This is a genomic window from Psychrobacillus sp. BL-248-WT-3 (assembly GCF_012843435.1).
Lineage (GTDB): Bacteria > Bacillota > Bacilli > Bacillales_A > Planococcaceae > Psychrobacillus.
The window spans coordinates 1-17,274 of the sequence record NZ_JABAFC010000010.1; the positions used below are offsets into that span (position 1 = coordinate 1).

13 protein-coding genes are annotated in these 17,274 nt (G+C 40.0%); 12 read left to right on the forward strand and 1 reads right to left on the reverse strand.

Annotated features, from left to right (window positions below):
- Positions 1-550: 550 nt before the first annotated feature.
- The 9 genes from HF876_RS07455 to HF876_RS07495 all read left to right on the forward strand — a co-directional run bounded on the left by HF876_RS07455 (position 551) and on the right by HF876_RS07495 (position 13,865).
- Positions 551-2,704 carry a heterodisulfide reductase-related iron-sulfur binding cluster gene (locus tag HF876_RS07455; protein WP_169359437.1) on the forward strand — a complete coding sequence of 718 codons (2,154 nt, stop codon included), beginning with the start codon at positions 551-553 and terminating at the stop codon, positions 2,702-2,704.
- A gap of 158 nt (positions 2,705-2,862) precedes the next feature.
- Positions 2,863-4,071 (forward strand): acetyl-CoA C-acetyltransferase, encoded by a 1,209-nt coding sequence (locus tag HF876_RS07460; RefSeq protein ID WP_169359438.1) that lies wholly within the window; start codon positions 2,863-2,865, stop codon positions 4,069-4,071.
- Positions 4,068-4,919, forward strand: coding sequence for a 3-hydroxybutyryl-CoA dehydrogenase (locus HF876_RS07465; protein ID WP_169359439.1), 852 nt, complete (start codon positions 4,068-4,070; stop codon positions 4,917-4,919). The genes HF876_RS07460 and HF876_RS07465 overlap by 4 nt, the downstream gene beginning before the upstream one ends.
- A gap of 20 nt (positions 4,920-4,939) precedes the next feature.
- The gene (locus tag HF876_RS07470) at positions 4,940-6,076 is read left to right on the forward strand and encodes an acyl-CoA dehydrogenase (protein ID WP_169359440.1); all 1,137 of its coding nucleotides are present in this window, start codon (positions 4,940-4,942) and stop codon (positions 6,074-6,076) included.
- 67 nt (positions 6,077-6,143) lie between these two features.
- Positions 6,144-7,283, forward strand: coding sequence for an acyl-CoA dehydrogenase (locus tag HF876_RS07475; protein WP_169359441.1), 1,140 nt, complete (start codon positions 6,144-6,146; stop codon positions 7,281-7,283).
- Position 7,284: 1 nt separating this feature from the next.
- A complete protein-coding gene (locus HF876_RS07480; RefSeq protein WP_169359442.1) occupies positions 7,285-7,923 on the forward strand; it encodes a TetR/AcrR family transcriptional regulator in 639 nt (212 codons plus the stop codon).
- A 49-nt stretch (positions 7,924-7,972) separates the two neighbouring features.
- On the forward strand, positions 7,973-11,230 hold the full coding sequence (gene icmF, locus HF876_RS07485) for a fused isobutyryl-CoA mutase/GTPase IcmF (protein WP_169359443.1): 3,258 nt from the start codon (positions 7,973-7,975) through the stop codon (positions 11,228-11,230).
- A 319-nt stretch (positions 11,231-11,549) separates the two neighbouring features.
- On the forward strand, positions 11,550-12,125 hold the full coding sequence (rpoE, locus tag HF876_RS07490) for a DNA-directed RNA polymerase subunit delta (RefSeq protein ID WP_205964044.1): 576 nt from the start codon (positions 11,550-11,552) through the stop codon (positions 12,123-12,125).
- Positions 12,126-12,269: 144 nt separating this feature from the next.
- A complete protein-coding gene (locus HF876_RS07495; protein WP_169359444.1) occupies positions 12,270-13,865 on the forward strand; it encodes a CTP synthase in 1,596 nt (531 codons plus the stop codon).
- Positions 13,866-14,385: 520 nt separating this feature from the next.
- On the opposite strand, the gene HF876_RS07500 is transcribed toward HF876_RS07495, so the two are convergent.
- Positions 14,386-14,904, reverse strand: coding sequence for a DUF2529 family protein (locus tag HF876_RS07500; RefSeq protein ID WP_169359445.1), 519 nt, complete (start codon positions 14,902-14,904; stop codon positions 14,386-14,388).
- Between the two features lie 197 nt (positions 14,905-15,101).
- On the opposite strand from HF876_RS07500, the gene HF876_RS07505 reads away from it, so the two are divergent.
- The 3 genes from HF876_RS07505 (at position 15,102) to fsa (ending at position 17,263) form a co-directional block, all read left to right on the forward strand.
- Entirely contained in the window at positions 15,102-15,458 is a 357-nt protein-coding gene (locus HF876_RS07505; RefSeq protein WP_169359446.1) for a response regulator, read from the forward strand.
- A 198-nt stretch (positions 15,459-15,656) separates the two neighbouring features.
- Positions 15,657-16,514, forward strand: a complete 858-nt coding sequence (locus tag HF876_RS07510) for a class II fructose-bisphosphate aldolase (protein ID WP_169359447.1) — start codon at positions 15,657-15,659, stop codon at positions 16,512-16,514.
- A gap of 101 nt (positions 16,515-16,615) precedes the next feature.
- On the forward strand, positions 16,616-17,263 hold the full coding sequence (fsa, locus tag HF876_RS07515) for a fructose-6-phosphate aldolase (protein WP_169359448.1): 648 nt from the start codon (positions 16,616-16,618) through the stop codon (positions 17,261-17,263).
- The last annotated feature ends 11 nt before the right edge of the window (positions 17,264-17,274 follow it).

Consider the following 17,274-nt stretch of genomic DNA (forward strand, 5'->3'; position numbering starts at 1 on the left):
ACAGGCGGCGACTCCTAGGGGAACAGCACGAGGGAGAGACTACAGGCTCGACCCGTGCCCCCAGGAAAGCGCCCGCCGAAAGCGGAAATCTGTGATTTCTAAATCTACTTAATTATGTGGAACTTATTATTAATTAATCTATGTAAAACTCGATTCCAATATCTAAAATCCTTTCCCCATCCTATATGATTGAAGCGACAGGCGGCGACTCCTAGGGGAACAGCACGAGGGAGAGACTACAGGCTCGACCCGTGCCCCCAGGAAAGCGCCCGCCAAAAGCGGAAATCTGTCATTTCTAAATCTACTTAACAATGCGAGTTTCATTATTAAATTTATATCTATAATTCCTAAATACCATCTGCATTTAATATAATACTTTAACGCAAAGCGTAGAAGCTTAAATTATTTTAAAAAAATAACATTTTTGAAAAGAATATATATTTCCCTATTGACTGAATGCTCATTCAGTTTTAATATTGTATTAATTCATATAATTCTATTATAATGTTATTCTATTAGTAATTAGGCACATCTTAGAGGGGGAAAAGGGATGAATCCATTGTTAATCGCAAACTGGGTGTTATTCATAGGTGTTGTACTGTATGCGGTATATCTATTTGTATATCTACTACGAACGAGATACGCATACATTAAATTGGGGAAAAAAGTTGAGTTTGAAGATAATGTGAAGGAAAGACTTCGCAAAATCTGGGTGTATGTATTTGGACAAAAGAAATTATTAAAAGACAAGAAGAGTGGATCTATTCACGTCATGTTCTTTTATGGATTTATCTTAGTACAATTTGGAGCAATTGATTTTATCTGGAAGGGACTAGCACCTGATTCACATTTACCGCTAGGACCACTATATCCAGCATTTACATTCTTCCAAGAAATCGTAACATTAGTTATTTTAGTAGCAGTAATCTGGGCATTCTACCGTCGTTACGTAGAAAAGCTAGTTCGTTTAAAACGTGGATGGAAAAATGGCCTAGTACTGATCTTCATCGGTGGACTAATGGTGTCTGTATTAGTCGGTAACGGTATGGGAATGATTTGGCATGGACATGAGGCAACCTGGAGTGAGCCTGTAGCATCTGCTGTTGCAACCGTTTTCCAAGGGATACCTGAGGCAGCCGCAATCACTGTATTCTTTGTTATGTGGTGGATTCACTTATTGTTCCTATTATCATTCTTAGTTTATATACCACAATCTAAGCATTTCCATTTAATCACTGGACCTGCAAACGTATATTTTCACCGTCTAGATAAAGTAGGTAGACTACGTCCTATTAATTTTGAAGAAGAAGAGGACGAGGAAGCGGATGAAGAGGAAATGCCAGTCTTCGGTGTCGGTCGCGTCCAAGACTTTACACAAGCACAAATGATAGACTTCTACGCATGTGTAGAATGTGGTCGTTGTACGAATATGTGTCCAGCGACAGGAACTGGTAAAATGCTTTCTCCAATGGACTTAATCGTGAAGCTTCGTGATCACTTAACATTTACTGGAGCAGTAGAAACGAAACAAAAACCATGGGTACCTTCACTAGCATTCCAAGGAACAAAAGGAAATCAACTAGCGATGGCAGCTGGAGCAGAAGGTGCAGTAATTGAAGATATTTACAGTCCTTCATTAATCGGAGATGTAATCACTGAGGAAGAGATTTGGGCTTGTACGACTTGCCGTAACTGTGAGGACCAATGTCCAGTTATGAACGAGCATGTAGATAAAATTATAGACCTTCGCCGTTATTTAGTAATGACAGAAGGCAAAGTAAACCCGGATGCACAGCGTGCAATGACAAACATTGAACGTCAAGGTAATCCTTGGGGCCTTAACCGTAAAGAGAAAGAAAACTGGAGAGATGCTCGCCCAGATCTTCATATTCCTACTGTAAAAGAAGCTTCTAAAGCTGGGGAAGAAATTGAATATCTATTCTGGGTTGGGTCTATGGGATCCTTCGACAACCGTTCTCAAAAAATTGCTTTATCGTTTGCTCATCTGATGAATGAAGCAGGAGTCAAATTCGCAATTTTAGGAAATAAGGAAAAGAATTCTGGAGACACACCGCGACGTCTAGGAAACGAATTTATGTTCCAAGAATTAGCTGCAGCAAATATTAAAGAATTTGAAAAAGCAGAGATAACGAAGATTGTTACAATCGATCCTCATGCATATAATATTTTCAAAAATGAATACGGTGATTTTGGTTGGAATGGAGAAGTTCTTCATCATACAGAGTTACTATATGATTTAGTAATGGCGGGTCGCTTAAAACCTAAGCATGCGGTAAATGAAACAATTACCTTCCATGATTCCTGCTACTTGGGACGTTATAACGATGTGTATGATGCACCTCGTGAAATATTAAAATCGATCCCAGGAGTTCAGCTAGTAGAAATGGCGCGTAACCGTGAAAACGGGATGTGCTGTGGCGCTGGTGGAGGCTTGATGTGGATGGAGGAGCATGTTGGTAACCGCGTAAATGTTGCTCGTACAGAACAAGCGTTAGAAGTAAAACCAACCGTTATTTCTTCTGGATGTCCGTACTGCTTAACGATGCTGTCAGATGGTACGAAAGCGAAAGAAGTAGAAGATACAGTAGGAACATATGATATTGCTGAGCTTCTAGAAAAATCCATCTTCGGTGAGTCAGTGACTGAAATAGAAGAGGTTAACGAAGAACAGAATGTTCAATAATAATTGCAATCACAAATTACATTAAGTAAACTTAAACTAGTGAGGAAGGGAGTGGAAATACTCCCTTTTATTAACAGTATGAATCGAGCGAGCGTTCAGTCAGTAATATTTTATTTAAATAATCTTGAAAGCGTATACAAATCAAAGGGGTGACTGTATTGACGAAAACAGTAATTTTGGATGGGGCACGTACAGCTTTTGGTAAGTTCGGTGGAGCACTTAGTAACTTAACAGCTTCCGATTTGGGAGGAGTTGCTATAAAAGAAGCACTTGCAAAAGCAGGTGTAAATCCCGAGCAGGTAGATGAAGTGATTATGGGGACAGTTCTACAAGCCGGGCAAGGTCAAATTCCTTCTAGACAGGCAGCTAACAAGGCTGGAATTCCTTGGAATGTCCAAACAGAAACGATCAACAAAGTTTGTGCTTCAGGGATGAGAAGTGTAACGATGGCAGATCAAATCATTCGTTTAGGGGACGAAGAGGTAATCGTAGCTGGGGGAATGGAATCTATGTCCAACGCTCCATACTATTTGCCGAAAGGTAGATTTGGTTTAAGAATGGGAGATGGCCAAATGGTCGACGGAATGATTTACGATGGTCTTTCTTGTTCATTCCATCCGAAGCGTGTTCATATGGGAACTTACGGAAATTCGACTGCTGAGACGTTTGAGTTATCACGTGAAAAACAAGATGAATGGTCATATAGAAGTCACAGCCGTGCGTTGAAAGCGATTGAATCTGGAATATTTGCAGAAGAAATTGTTCCGGTTGAGATTCCCCAACGGAAAGGTGATCCGATTGTTGTGACTCAGGATGAGGCTCCTCGGACGGATACTTCGGTTGAATCACTTGCTAAGCTGAAACCTGCATTTGGTAAAGAGGGCACTATTACAGCTGGAAATGCACCTGGGGTAAATGATGGTGCTTGTGCACTTGTACTGACAAATGAAGAAAAAGCAAAAGAGCTTGGAAAAGAGCCACTAGCATATATAGTTGGCCACACTGCCATTGCAATTGAGCCAGAAAACTTTCCACAAACTCCGGGGCTAGTTATTAACAAGCTACTTGAGAAAACAGGGAAAACTATTGATGAAATTGATTTGTTTGAGATCAACGAGGCTTTTGCAGCAGTTGCGTTAGTGAGCAGTCAAATTGCTGGTTTATCAGAGGACAAAGTGAACGTGAACGGTGGGGCTGTTGCATTAGGTCATCCAATTGGAGCATCTGGTGCACGAATTATACTTACGCTTGCGTATGAATTGAAGCGTAGAGGGGGAGGCATCGGAATAGCTGCCATCTGTTCAGGTGGAGGCCAAGGAGATGCCATCATGATTGAAGTTCCAAAAACAGGGGGAAATCTAGCATGAACATTCAAAAGGTAATGGTAATAGGCGCAGGGCAAATGGGTTCTGGAATTGCACAAGTCTGTGCACAGGCAGGCTATGAAGTGAAGCTAAATGATCGAGAAGAAAAATTCTTTGACCGAGGCTTTCAAACAATCTCCAAAAATCTTTCTAGAAATGTAGAAAAGGGAAGAATGACCGAGGACGACAAACAAGCGGTTTTAAATAAAATCAGTAAGTCACTATCAATTGACGATGCAAATGACGTAGATCTTGTCATCGAAGCAGCTGTAGAAAACATGGAAATCAAACAATCTATTTTTAAACAACTAGATGCTATTGCACCAGCTCATGCTATTTTAGCAACGAATACGTCATCACTTCCAATCACAGAAATTGCAGCGGCTACCAATCGTCCAGAGCAAGTAATTGGCATGCATTTTATGAATCCAGTTCCCGTGATGAAGCTCGTTGAAATTATTAGAGGTCTTGCAACTAATGATGAAGTTTATGCAGCGATTGAGGAAATGACGAAAAAGTTAAGTAAGGTTCCTGTTGAAGTAAATGACTTCCCAGGATTTGTTGCAAACCGTGTATTAATGCCAATGATCAATGAGGCAATTTATACATTATACGAAGGGGTAGCAACGAAAGAAGCAATCGATGATGTCATGAAAATGGGTATGAACCATCCGATGGGACCTCTTCAGCTAGCTGACTTTATTGGTCTAGACACATGTCTATATATTATGGAAGTGCTTCATGAAGGATTTGGTGACAGCAAGTATAGACCTTGTCCGTTATTGCGTAAATACGTGAAGGCTGGATGGCTAGGGAAGAAAACTGGAAGAGGCTTCTATATCTACGAATAACCAACAAAGGGGATTTATTAATGGAGTTAACATTCACTGAAGAGCAGCTAATGATGCGCAGCATGGTTCGTGATTTTGCAAAAGCCGAAATAGAGCCTTTTATTGAACGGATGGAGCAAGGGGAGTTCCCGCGTGAAATTATAAAAAAAATGGGTGAGTTAGGTTTAATGGGGATCACGATACCAGAGAAGTACGGTGGATCGGAGATGGACTTTACTAGCTATGTGATTGCCATCCATGAATTATCCAAGGTAAGTGCGGTTGTAGGGGTTATCCTTTCTGTACATACATCGGTAGGGACGAATCCAATTCTTTACTTTGGTAATGAAGATCAAAAACAGAAGTACATCCCAAAGCTTGCATCTGGCGAGTATCTTGGAGCATTTTGTTTAACAGAGCCATCTGCCGGGTCGGATGCAGGTGCTCTTAAAACGAAGGCAATCAAAAAAGACGATCAGTATGTGCTGAATGGATCCAAGGTGTTTATTACAAATGGTGGAGAGGCAGATGTTTACATCGTATTTGCTTCGACAGATGCTTCGCAGGGCTCTCGCGGAATCTCCGCCTTTATCGTGGAGAAGGACACACCAGGTTTTATCATTGGAAAAGACGAACACAAGATGGGCTTGCATGGATCGAGAACAGTCCAAATCACCTTCGAGGATATGAAAATTCCAGTAGAGAACCTTCTTGGAGAAGAGGGCGAGGGCTTTAAGATTGCTATGGCCAACTTAAACACGGGACGTATTGGAATTGCAACTCAAGCTCTAGGTATAGCCGAAGCTGCTTTCGAAGCAGCGGTAGGATATGCAAAGGAGCGCGTCCAATTTGGTAAGCCAATTGCTGCAAACCAAGGAGTTGGATTCAAGCTTGCAGACATGGGGACAGCAGTAGAGGCAGCTAGATTACTAGTTTACCGAGCAGCCAATATGCGAGATAGAGGACTTCCTTGTGGGAAAGAAGCATCGATGGCTAAGCTATTCGCTTCTAAAACAGCGGTAGACGTAGCAATTGAGGCGGTTCAAGTATTTGGCGGCTATGGATACACAGAGGATTATCCAGTAGAACGCTATTTCCGCGACGCAAAGATTACCGAAATTTACGAGGGCACAAGTGAAATCCAACGAATCGTTATTAGTAAGCATTTGATGAATTAAGAGATATGTCTATCAGAACGATCTATAGCAGACAAAAATAAATATGACAAAAAGGCGGAATGTACAAATGAATTTTCAACTAACAGAAGAGCATGAAATGATTCGTAAAATGGTACGTGACTTTGCTGTGAATGAAGTAGCACCAACAGCTGCTGAACGTGATGAAGAGGAGCGTTTTGATCGTGAAATTTTCGATAAAATGGCAGAGCTTGGACTAACAGGAATTCCGTGGCCTGAAGAGTACGGCGGAATTGGATCAGATTATTTAGCTTACTGTATCGCAGTAGAAGAGCTGTCACGAGTTTGTGCATCTACAGGAGTAACGCTTTCTGCACACACATCTTTAGCTGGATGGCCAATATTCAAATATGGAAATGAAGAGCAAAAGCAAAAATATCTTCGTCCAATGGCAGAAGGAACAAAAATTGGTGGTTACGGATTAACAGAAGCGGGGTCTGGTTCCGATGCAGGTGGCATGAGAACAACTGCTAAATTAGATGGAGATCATTATGTGCTAAATGGCTCTAAAATCTTTATTACGAACGGTGGGATTGCAGACATTTATGTAGTGTTTGCTGTAACAGATCCAGAATCTAAGCATAAAGGAACAAGTGCATTTATCGTAGAAGCTGGATTTGAAGGATTCTCAGTTGGGAAAAAAGAGAAAAAGCTAGGAATTCGTTCGTCGCCTACAACAGAAATCATCTTTGAAAACTGCCGTGTGCCTAAGGAAAATCTATTAGGTCAAGAAGGCGAAGGATTCATCATCGCTATGAAAACGTTAGATGGCGGTCGTAACGGTATCGCTGCACAAGCGGTCGGTATTGCTCAAGGTGCTTTGGATGCTTCCGTTAGCTATGCGAAAGAGCGTGTACAGTTTGGCAAGCCAATTGCTGCGAACCAAGGAGTTTCCTTTAAGCTAGCAGATATGGCCACATCAATTGAAGCTTCACGATTACTTACTTATCAAGCAGCTTGGTTAGAGTCTAATGGACTTTCCTACGGGAAGGAATCTGCAATGGCTAAGCTAATGGCTGGAGATACAGCTATGAAAGTTACAACAGAAGCAGTGCAGGTATATGGTGGATACGGGTATACGAAGGACTATCCAGTGGAACGTTTTATGCGTGATGCTAAAATAACTCAAATTTATGAGGGTACACAAGAAATTCAACGTCTTGTTATCTCTCGTATGCTTACTAAGTAACATGGACAAAAAACACGAAGTATTGACCTCTGTAAAGGACGGAAACTTAATTGAAAAAAGACGTCAGCAAATGATTCGAGCAGCTGTCACTTTATTCAAACAAAAGGGCTTTCACCGTACTACTACAAGAGAGATCGCGAAGGAAGCGGGCTTTAGTATAGGCACGCTTTATGAATATATCCGCACCAAAGAGGATGTACTCTATTTAGTTTGCGATAGTATTTATCATGAGGTTCATGGAAGGCTTTCAGAATTTCAGCCTGAAAAAGGCACGACGATGGAGGATTTGAAAAATGCGATATATCACTATTATGGGGTGATAGATGATATGTCGGATGAGTTTGTCGTCATGTACCAGGAATCCAAATCGTTACCAAAAAAAGCACTCGAATATGTATTAACGAAAGAGCTAGAAATGGTGGATATATTCCATAAAATCATGGTTGGCTGTATTGAGGCTGGGGAGCTGAAGCTAACTGCGGAGCAGGCTAAACTCTATGCTCATACCTTGGCTGTCCAAGGGCAAATGTGGGCATTTAGAAGATGGGCCTTGCGCAAGGAATTTACCATCGAGCAATTTACAGATCTACAAGTGCAGTTATTACTCAGTGGGATGGGTAAAGCGAAGGACGTTCTTTAAATTAGTCCAGGGTTTGGAATAAATGTTCACACAAACAAGGAGGAACAACATGTCTAAGATAGAAGTATATCGTCCAAAAAATCATGTTCGTTTTGTAACGGCGTCGAGTCTTTTTGACGGTCATGATGCATCCATCAATATTATGCGCCGCATTTTACAGGCGAGCGGAGCAGAGGTGATCCACCTAGGCCACAATCGTTCGGTTGAAGAGGTTGTTAATGCTGCTATACAAGAGGATGTTCAAGGGATTGCCATCTCTTCCTATCAAGGAGGACATGTCGAGTATTTTAAATATATGAAGGACTTACTTGCCGAAAGGGGAGCACCTCATATTCGTATATATGGTGGTGGCGGTGGAGTAATTATCCCAAAAGAAATTAAAGAGCTGCAGGATTATGGTATTTCCGGAATATTTTCACCTGAAGACGGTCGAAAGTTAGGACTGCAAGGGATGATCAACAAAATGCTAATGGAGTGCGACGTTCCAACAGAGCCTTCAGGAGCAAAAGAAACAATCGAGAAAGTTACAACTGAAAATCCGGAGGTACTCGCTCATCTGATTACACTAGCAGAAGAGGCACATCACACCAAGGATTCCGAAACAAAGAGTATGCTTGAGCTGGCACAAGGCCTGTCTAAGAATACTCCGGTGCTAGGAATCACGGGTACAGGTGGTGCAGGGAAAAGCTCCTTAACGGATGAATTGATCCGTCGCTTTCTTCAGGAATTGCCAGATAAAAAGATAGCAGTTTTATCGATTGACCCTACAAAGCAAAAAACTGGTGGGGCTCTGCTTGGAGACCGTATCCGTATGAATGCTATTTTCAATAAACGAGTATTTATGAGAAGCTTAGCTACTCGTGGATCACGGACAGAATTATCAGGCGCAATTGCAGATGTATTAGATGTTGTGAAGGTTGCCGGCTATGATCTGATTGTTGTAGAGACAAGTGGAATCGGTCAAGGGGATGCCGAAATTACGAATGTTTCTGACCTCTCTATGTATGTCATGACTAGTGAGTTTGGAGCACCGTCTCAACTAGAAAAAATTGATATGATTGACTATGCAGACTTAATCGTTATCAATAAATTCGAACGAAAAGGCTCTGAGGATGCATTAAGACAGGTGCAAAAGCAGTATCAACGCAGCCGGGAGCTATGGGATGTGGAGCTGGACAAAATGCCAGTTTACGGTACAATTGCTAGCCAGTTCAATGACAAAGGGACTAACTCATTATTTGCAGCGTTAATCGATACGCTGAATAAAAAATTGGGCACAGATTGGGCAACTTCTTACGATCAGTTTGTGAAAACGCAAAAGCAAAATGTCATTATCCCTAACGATCGCAGGTACTACCTTCGTGAAATTACGGACACAGTTAGAGGCTATCATAACAAGTCTCAAGAGCAGGTAGAGTTCGCAAGACGATTGTTCCAACTAGAGGGTGCAATTGATGAGGTTAAGAAAAAAACAGCAGACGATGCTTTAATTCAATCATTAGAATCTCTAGCCGCGGGCATTAAAGATGAATTAACGGCAGAATCAAAACGTATTCTAGACAACTGGCAGGCACTAAAAGATGCGTATGCAGGCGATGAGTTTGTCACAAAAATTCGGGATAAAGAAATTCGTACAATTCTACGTACGGAAAGCTTGTCTGGCTTGAAAATCCCAAAAGTCGCTCTACCGAAATTTGTCGATTACGGGGAGATTTTGAAATGGGTTTATAAAGAGAATGTACCAGGATCGTTCCCTTATACTGCAGGGGTATTCCCTTTCCGTAGAGAAGGAGAGGACCCTAAGCGTCAGTTTGCAGGAGAAGGAACTCCAGAGCGTACTAACCGTCGTTTCCATTATTTATCTAAGGATGACGACGCAAAGCGATTGTCTACAGCGTTTGACTCCGTAACGCTTTACGGAGAAGATCCGGATTATCGTCCAGATATTTACGGCAAGGTCGGGGAATCTGGTGTTAGCATTTGTACATTAGAGGATATGAAAAAGCTATATGCTGGCTTTGACTTATGTGCGCCATCCACGTCTGTGTCGATGACCATCAACGGTCCAGCTCCGATTATTTTAGCAATGTTTATGAACACGGCAATTGACCAGCAGGTACGCCTAAAGGAAGAAGAGCTAGGTAGAACATTGACGGTAGAAGAATTCACTCATGTGAAGGAAGCAACATTGCAAGTCGTTCGAGGTACCGTGCAGGCAGACATCCTAAAAGAAGATCAAGGACAAAATACGTGTATCTTCTCGACAGAATTCGCACTTCGAATGATGGGGGACATCCAACAATACTTTATCGACCATAAGGTTAGAAATTACTATTCTGTTTCTATTTCTGGTTACCATATTGCAGAGGCAGGGGCAAATCCTATTTCCCAGCTGGCATTTACGATGGCAAACGGTTTTACGTATGTAGAGTATTATTTAAGCCGTGGGATGAATATTGATGAATTTGCACCTAATCTATCATTCTTCTTCTCAAACGGGCTAGATCCAGAATATACGGTGATTGGTCGCGTTGCCCGTCGTATATGGGCTGTGGTTATGCGTGAAAAGTATGGGGCAAATGAGAGAAGCCAGAAGTTAAAGTACCATGTACAAACATCGGGAAGAAGTCTTCATGCCCAAGAGATAGATTTCAATGATATACGTACAACGCTTCAAGCCTTGATGGCATTGCAGGATAACTGTAACTCGCTCCATACAAACGCGTATGACGAGGCAATCACCACTCCTACAGAGGAATCTGTACGTCGTGCCATGGCTATCCAGATGATTATTACAAAAGAGCATGGTTTATCAAAAAACGAAAACTCTTTACAAGGCTCCTATGTAGTGGAAGAGCTGACTGACCTTGTAGAAGAAGCGGTTCTAACCGAATTTGATCGGATCAATGACCGCGGCGGTGTTCTTGGAGCCATGGAAACTCAGTATCAGCGTGGCAAAATTCAAGAAGAGTCTATGTATTATGAGATGAAGAAGCATACAGGGGAACTTCCGATTATAGGAGTTAACACCTACTTAAATCCAAACCCTGCTTCTGAAGATGATATAGACAATATGGAACTTGCCCGTGCATCCAAAGAGGAAAAAGAAACTCAAATTAATAATTTAAGAGACTTCCAAGCTAAGCATGAAACTAAAGTGGAGCATGCATTAGAGCGCTTGAAGCAAGTTGCAATGAGTGGTGGCAATATCTTTGAAGAGCTCATGAGCACAGTCCAAATTGCTAGCTTAGGTCAAATTACTAATGCTCTTTATGAGGTCGGCGGTCAATATCGAAGAAATATGTAAAAATATTAGTGTCTCTATGTATATTAGAGGCACTTTTTTATTATATTTTTTGTATAATGTATATATAAAGTCGTAGAGGAGAAGTGTGATGAAAAAGCCTGTTCAAATTATGGTTATAATTGTTCTCCTTTTAACGACAGTTTGGTTGTATAATAAAAGACTCGCTTCCATACCGTTACTCTTGCTTTCTTTTTATTTATTTTCTATAGTTGGTAGGAAAATATCTCTTTTCAAAAAGAATAAATGAATGTAGCATATAACTTAATTGTTTGTATATAATGGAAAGTATGCAAGCGGACATAGAAAGGACGTGCACGATTTGAATTTTCGTGAAATGACAACAGCACAATTACAAGAAGAATCACTAATAGATCTTGGATTTGCCATACTAGAAGACAAGAAAAATTCTTTAACATTAACAGAATTATTTGATGAGATTCAAAAGTTGAACGGCTTTACAGATGAAGAGATGGCAGATCGTAAGCCACAATTCTATACAGACATGAATATTGATGGACGTTTCCTAGCAATTGCTGAAAACCAATGGGGCCTTAGAGAGTGGTATCCAGTGGAACAAATTGAAGAAGAAACTGCTCCAACTGTAAAAGTACGTAAGAAGAAAACAAAAGCAGTAGATGATTTAGACGATTTGGATGATTTGGATGAGGATGAAATTATCTTTGAAGAAGAATTCGATGAATTTATTGAAGATGACGACGATGAAGATGACGACGACGACGATGACGATGATGTAGTAGCAATCGATTTCGTGGAAGCGGAAATTGATGAAGTAGACGTAATCGAGGAAGATTTAATCGACGAAGACGATGAAGACTTTGAAATCATTGATGATGAAGATCTAGATGATGATGAAGAATTAGACGAAGAAGAATAATTCTTGACTTCTACTAGCAAACGCTATAAGATTTTATTGGGCTCTTTTTGAAGAGACATACTCATGTGCATACGCGCTCCCCTGCTAAAACCAGCAGGAGGAGCGCTTTTTATTATTGGAACACGATAAATAGGAGGAACGACAATGACTAAATTTATTTTTGTTACTGGTGGGGTTGTATCTTCGCTCGGTAAAGGTATTACAGCTGCGTCTCTTGGACGTTTATTAAAAAATAGAGGATTGAAAGTAACGATTCAAAAATTCGATCCTTACATCAATCTAGACCCTGGAACAATGAGTCCATATCAACATGGGGAAGTTTTTGTAACAGACGATGGCGCAGAAACAGACTTAGACTTAGGTCACTATGAGCGTTTCATCGACATCAATCTGAACAAATACTCTAACATCACGACAGGTAAAGTGTATTCGTCCGTTTTAAGAAAAGAACGTCGTGGAGATTATAACGGCGGAACTGTACAAGTCATTCCTCATATTACAAATGAAATAAAAGAAAGATTATTCCTTGCTGCGAGAGAAACTCAAGCGGACATCGTGATTACGGAGATTGGTGGAACAGTAGGGGATATAGAATCACTTCCTTTCCTAGAAACAATCCGCCAAATGAAGCGCGATGTTGGAAGTAATAATGTCATGTACATCCACTGTACGCTAGTACCATTTATCAAAGCTGCTGGTGAGATGAAAACAAAACCAACTCAGCACAGTGTTAAAGAGCTTAGAAGCTTAGGTATTCAACCAAATGTCATTGTTGTTCGCTCTGAAATGCCTGTACCACAAGATATGAAAGATAAAATCGCGTTATTCTGTGATATCAAACCAGAAGAAGTAATTGAATGTATCGATGCTGATTCTTTATATGAAATTCCTTTAAACCTACAAGCTCAGCATTTAGACCAAATCGTTGTAGATCACTTCCAGCTTACTACGCCAGAAGCAGATATGACGGACTGGATAGGACTAGTAGATCAAGTAAAATCATTATCGAAAAAAGTTCGTATTGGTCTAGTAGGTAAATACGTAGAGCTTCAAGATGCATACATTTCTGTTGTAGAAGCAATGAAACATGCAGGATATGCATTTGATGCAGATGTAGAGATTAAATGGGTAAACGCAGAGCACGTAAGCAATGAAAATGTTGCTGAAATTCTTTCTGACGTAGATGGTATCCTTGTTCCTGGTGGATTTGGAGATCGCGGAGTAGAAGGTAAAATTGCAGCGATTAAATTTGCTCGAGAAAACAAAGTACCTTTCTTCGGAATCTGCCTAGGTATGCAATTAGCAACAGTTGAATATGCTCGTAACGTGTTAAACCTAGAAGGAGCACACTCAACTGAGTTAGATCCAAGCACACCACACTCTATTATTGATCTATTGCCAGAACAAAAAGACGTAGAGGACCTTGGTGGTACACTTCGTCTAGGATTATATCCATGTAAATTAACTCCTGGCTCTAAAGCACAAGAAGCATACGGCGAAGAGCTTGTTTATGAGCGTCACCGTCACCGCTATGAATTCAACAATGAGTTCCGTGAGCAATTCGAGGCTGCTGGATTTATGTTCTCTGGGACAAGCCCAAATGGTCGATTAATCGAAATCGTTGAGCTTCCTGAGCATCCTTTCTTCGTAGCATCTCAGTTCCATCCGGAGTTTGTGTCTCGCCCGCAGCGTCCACAACCATTATTCCGTGAATTCATTAAAGCTTCCGTTGGAGAATAATTGAAGATAGAAAAATGAAAAGATAGCATCGAGCACTTTACTCTTTTGTAAAATGTTCGATGCTTTTTTGTACATAAAAGTGATAATCTTTCACATAAACAGTGATGTAATTATTATACAGTATAGGTTATAATAGGATTAGCGAAGTGGGGTAAGAAGTGTTAAAGAGAAATTTCTATTATAAATCATATAAATTTCAAATATTCCAATTACATATGAAACTTTGATGTAAGATAATAAGTCTACTATTCATAAAGGTTTTTTTGGTGAGAGCGAGTTAGCAGGCAAGGGATTGTAGTAAAAAGTGGGCTCATTGTCGTAAAGTAGCGGGTGATTGTAGTAAAATACCGTTCTATTGTCGTAAAACTAGTCAGAGCGAACTAGCTGAAGGAAGAAAGTTTCTTTCAGAAACAAACAACCGTTAAAGTCACGAGGCAGACATTAATTCTAGTGAATAATGTTTGTATATTTTTATCATTAAAAAAAGCTAGCTTTTGGCAGCTAGCTTTATACCTAATATTTATTCCTCACTTTTAAGTATTTCGTCGATTTGTAATTTAACAGCCTCATATACGAACAATCCAGCGAGTGCGTGTGGGAAAACTACTCTAGAGCCATCTTCAGCAGGAAGTAGTCCTTTAGAAATCTTTAAGGATATATATGTATATGCAAGGTCAAATAACAAATTATCGTCCCCAGCCGGCTCGCTAGTTAAAACGCCAAAAGGGATAAACTGCTCACTTAAGCTTTTAGCGAGCGAAATTGCCTCATCATTAAGAGCGGAGCGAGTAATGATCCAAACTCTGTCTGCGCTAGTAAACTCTACATCAGGACTCCATCTTTCCATTTTTGGAAATGGCTCAGTAGCATACTGTGCATTTATCGCAATGCTATGCATTTCATCAAACGTTGCAAAATAGATTTTCCCTTCCCCTGCAGCCGCTTGTGCAAGGAGGCGAGCAGTTTCTTCTATGCTTTCTTCCTCGGAGCTAGCAATTCTTTGGAGCAGCCCGGAAAGTTGTGTTGTTAACATTTTCATTCTTTTCACCTCTAAATTATTATATAAGAATTTGGATAATCATTGTAGTAACTTGTATAGCAATCATAAAAAATGTGTCAATTATTAGGAATTTTATCCTTTTTATCATAATATTTTCAACAGAAAAAGGAGGAAAGAGGAATGTTTGTAGCGAATATTACATTACTAGAAAATACGGTAAAAAGGGGTCTTCCTTCATGAAACAGTTACTAATTGTAGATGATCAACTTGGGATACGGATGCTCTTAAAAGAAGTTTTCGCTCAAGAAGGGTACGAGATTAGCCTAGCATCAAATGGTTATGAGGCATTGAAGCAATTAGAAGAAAAGCCGATTGCTGGTGTATTATTGGACATGAAAATACCAGGTATGGATGGGATTCAAATTTTAAAAAAAATAAAAGAACAATCACCTGAATTACCAGTGATGATGATGACCGCTTATGGTGAGTTAAATCTCATACAAGAGGCGATGGGCTTAGGCGCATCTCTCTATTTTACAAAGCCCTTTGATATTTTTGAAGTAAGGGATGCTGTGAACAATTTACTAAAATAATGAGGGTATGAGCAGGCAGTGGAAAACATCGCCTGTTTTTGTTATGATTGTGTAGGAAATGAGTAGGCTAACTCTAAACAGTTTATTTGGACAAAATATAGGGTATTTTATTATGTGGAATGTTTAGATGTATGTCCTGCTTAAGCATTTGATTAATTATTTGCGATGTACCAATTAAAATATAGGAGGTCCTTTTAAATGGCTTTAGTTTCTATGAAAGAAATGCTTGAAAAAGGTAAAAAAGAAGGCTATGCAGTTGGACAATTCAACATTAATAACTTGGAATTCACGCAGGCTATTTTACAAGCAGCTGAAGAAGAAAAGTCACCAGTTATTCTAGGTGTTTCTGAAGGCGCTGCAAAATACATGGGCGGATTTACAACAGTTGTACATATGGTTAAAGGATTAATGGCGGACTATAATATTACAGTTCCGGTAGCAATTCATTTAGATCATGGTTCAAGCTTTGATAAATGTAAGGCTGCAATTGATGCTGGATTTACTTCTGTCATGATTGACGCATCACACCATCCTTTCGAAGAAAATGTAGAAATTACTTCAAAAGTGGTAGAGTATGCTCATGCTCACAGTGTTTCCGTAGAAGCAGAGCTAGGGACTGTTGGCGGTCAAGAAGACGATGTAATAGCAGATGGCGTTATTTATGCCGACCCAGCAGAATGTGCAGAGCTTGTAAAACGCACTGCAATTGACTGTCTTGCACCTGCTCTTGGATCCGTTCATGGTCCGTATAAAGGTGAACCAAACTTAGGTTTTGAAGAAATGGAAGAAATTTCTAAGTTAGCTGATTTACCGTTAGTACTACATGGCGGAACTGGTATTCCAACAAAAGACATTACAAGAGCTATTTCATTAGGTACAGCTAAAATTAATGTAAATACAGAAAACCAAATTGCTGCAACAAAAGCAATTCGTGAATACCTAGCAGCTAACGAAGAACAATACGATCCACGTAAGTATTTAATCCCAGCACGTGATGCAATAAAAGCAACTGTGATTGGAAAAATGCGTGAATTCGGAAGTTCTAATAAAGCATAAGTAATATAAATAGCTATAAAGGAGAAGTGCTCTTTGGCTCTTAAGTAGAGTGACAAGAGGGACTTCTCCTGTTTTTCCATCAAGAGGAGGATATTATTAATATGAAATTTTTTATCGATACAGCAAACTTTGACGAAATAAAAGAAGCACACTCATGGGGAGTAATCTCAGGTGTTACTACAAATCCATCTTTAGTAGCAAAAGAAAATATTTCTTTTCACGATCGTTTACGTGAAATCACAGCTTTAGTAGATGGTTCAGTAAGTGCAGAGGTTATAGCTTTAGATGCAGAAGGTATGATTAAAGAAGGTAGAGAGCTAGCTGCAATTGCACCAAACATCACAGTTAAGCTTCCAATGACACCAGAAGGCTTAAAAGCATGTTCGGTTTTCCGTGCAGAAGGTATTAAAACTAACGTAACTTTAATCTTCAGTGCAAACCAAGCATTAATGGCAGCGCGTGCTGGTGCTACATATGTTTCTCCTTTCTTAGGACGTTTAGATGATATTGGCCATGACGGTATGGAATTGATTGCTAAAATCTCAACTATATTCTCTATCCATAACATTGACACAGAAATCATCGCTGCTTCAATCAGACATCCACAGCATATTACAGATGCAGCATTAAATGGTGCACATATCTCTACTACTCCATTTAAAGTTTTAAAACAATTATTCAATCACCCTTTAACTGATAAAGGAATTGAAGGTTTCCTAGCGGATTGGAACAATAGAAAAAGCGAGTAACCAACACGAAG

What these genes read in the sequence shown, in the direction of transcription:
- HF876_RS07470 (WP_169359440.1), top strand. Translation starts at nt 4,940, where the DNA reads ATGGAGTTAACATTCACTGAAGAGCAGCTAATGATGCGCAGCATGGTT.
- HF876_RS07510 (WP_169359447.1), top strand. Translation starts at nt 15,657, where the DNA reads ATGGCTTTAGTTTCTATGAAAGAAATGCTTGAAAAAGGTAAAAAAGAA.
- fsa (WP_169359448.1), top strand. Translation starts at nt 16,616, where the DNA reads ATGAAATTTTTTATCGATACAGCAAACTTTGACGAAATAAAAGAAGCA.
- HF876_RS07505 (WP_169359446.1), top strand. Translation starts at nt 15,102, where the DNA reads ATGAAACAGTTACTAATTGTAGATGATCAACTTGGGATACGGATGCTC.
- icmF (WP_169359443.1), top strand. Translation starts at nt 7,973, where the DNA reads ATGTCTAAGATAGAAGTATATCGTCCAAAAAATCATGTTCGTTTTGTA.
- HF876_RS07455 (WP_169359437.1), top strand. Translation starts at nt 551, where the DNA reads ATGAATCCATTGTTAATCGCAAACTGGGTGTTATTCATAGGTGTTGTA.
- HF876_RS07480 (WP_169359442.1), top strand. Translation starts at nt 7,285, where the DNA reads ATGGACAAAAAACACGAAGTATTGACCTCTGTAAAGGACGGAAACTTA.
- HF876_RS07465 (WP_169359439.1), top strand. Translation starts at nt 4,068, where the DNA reads ATGAACATTCAAAAGGTAATGGTAATAGGCGCAGGGCAAATGGGTTCT.
- HF876_RS07500 (WP_169359445.1), bottom strand. Translation starts at nt 14,904, where the DNA reads ATGAAAATGTTAACAACACAACTTTCCGGGCTGCTCCAAAGAATTGCT.
- HF876_RS07475 (WP_169359441.1), top strand. Translation starts at nt 6,144, where the DNA reads ATGAATTTTCAACTAACAGAAGAGCATGAAATGATTCGTAAAATGGTA.
- HF876_RS07495 (WP_169359444.1), top strand. Translation starts at nt 12,270, where the DNA reads ATGACTAAATTTATTTTTGTTACTGGTGGGGTTGTATCTTCGCTCGGT.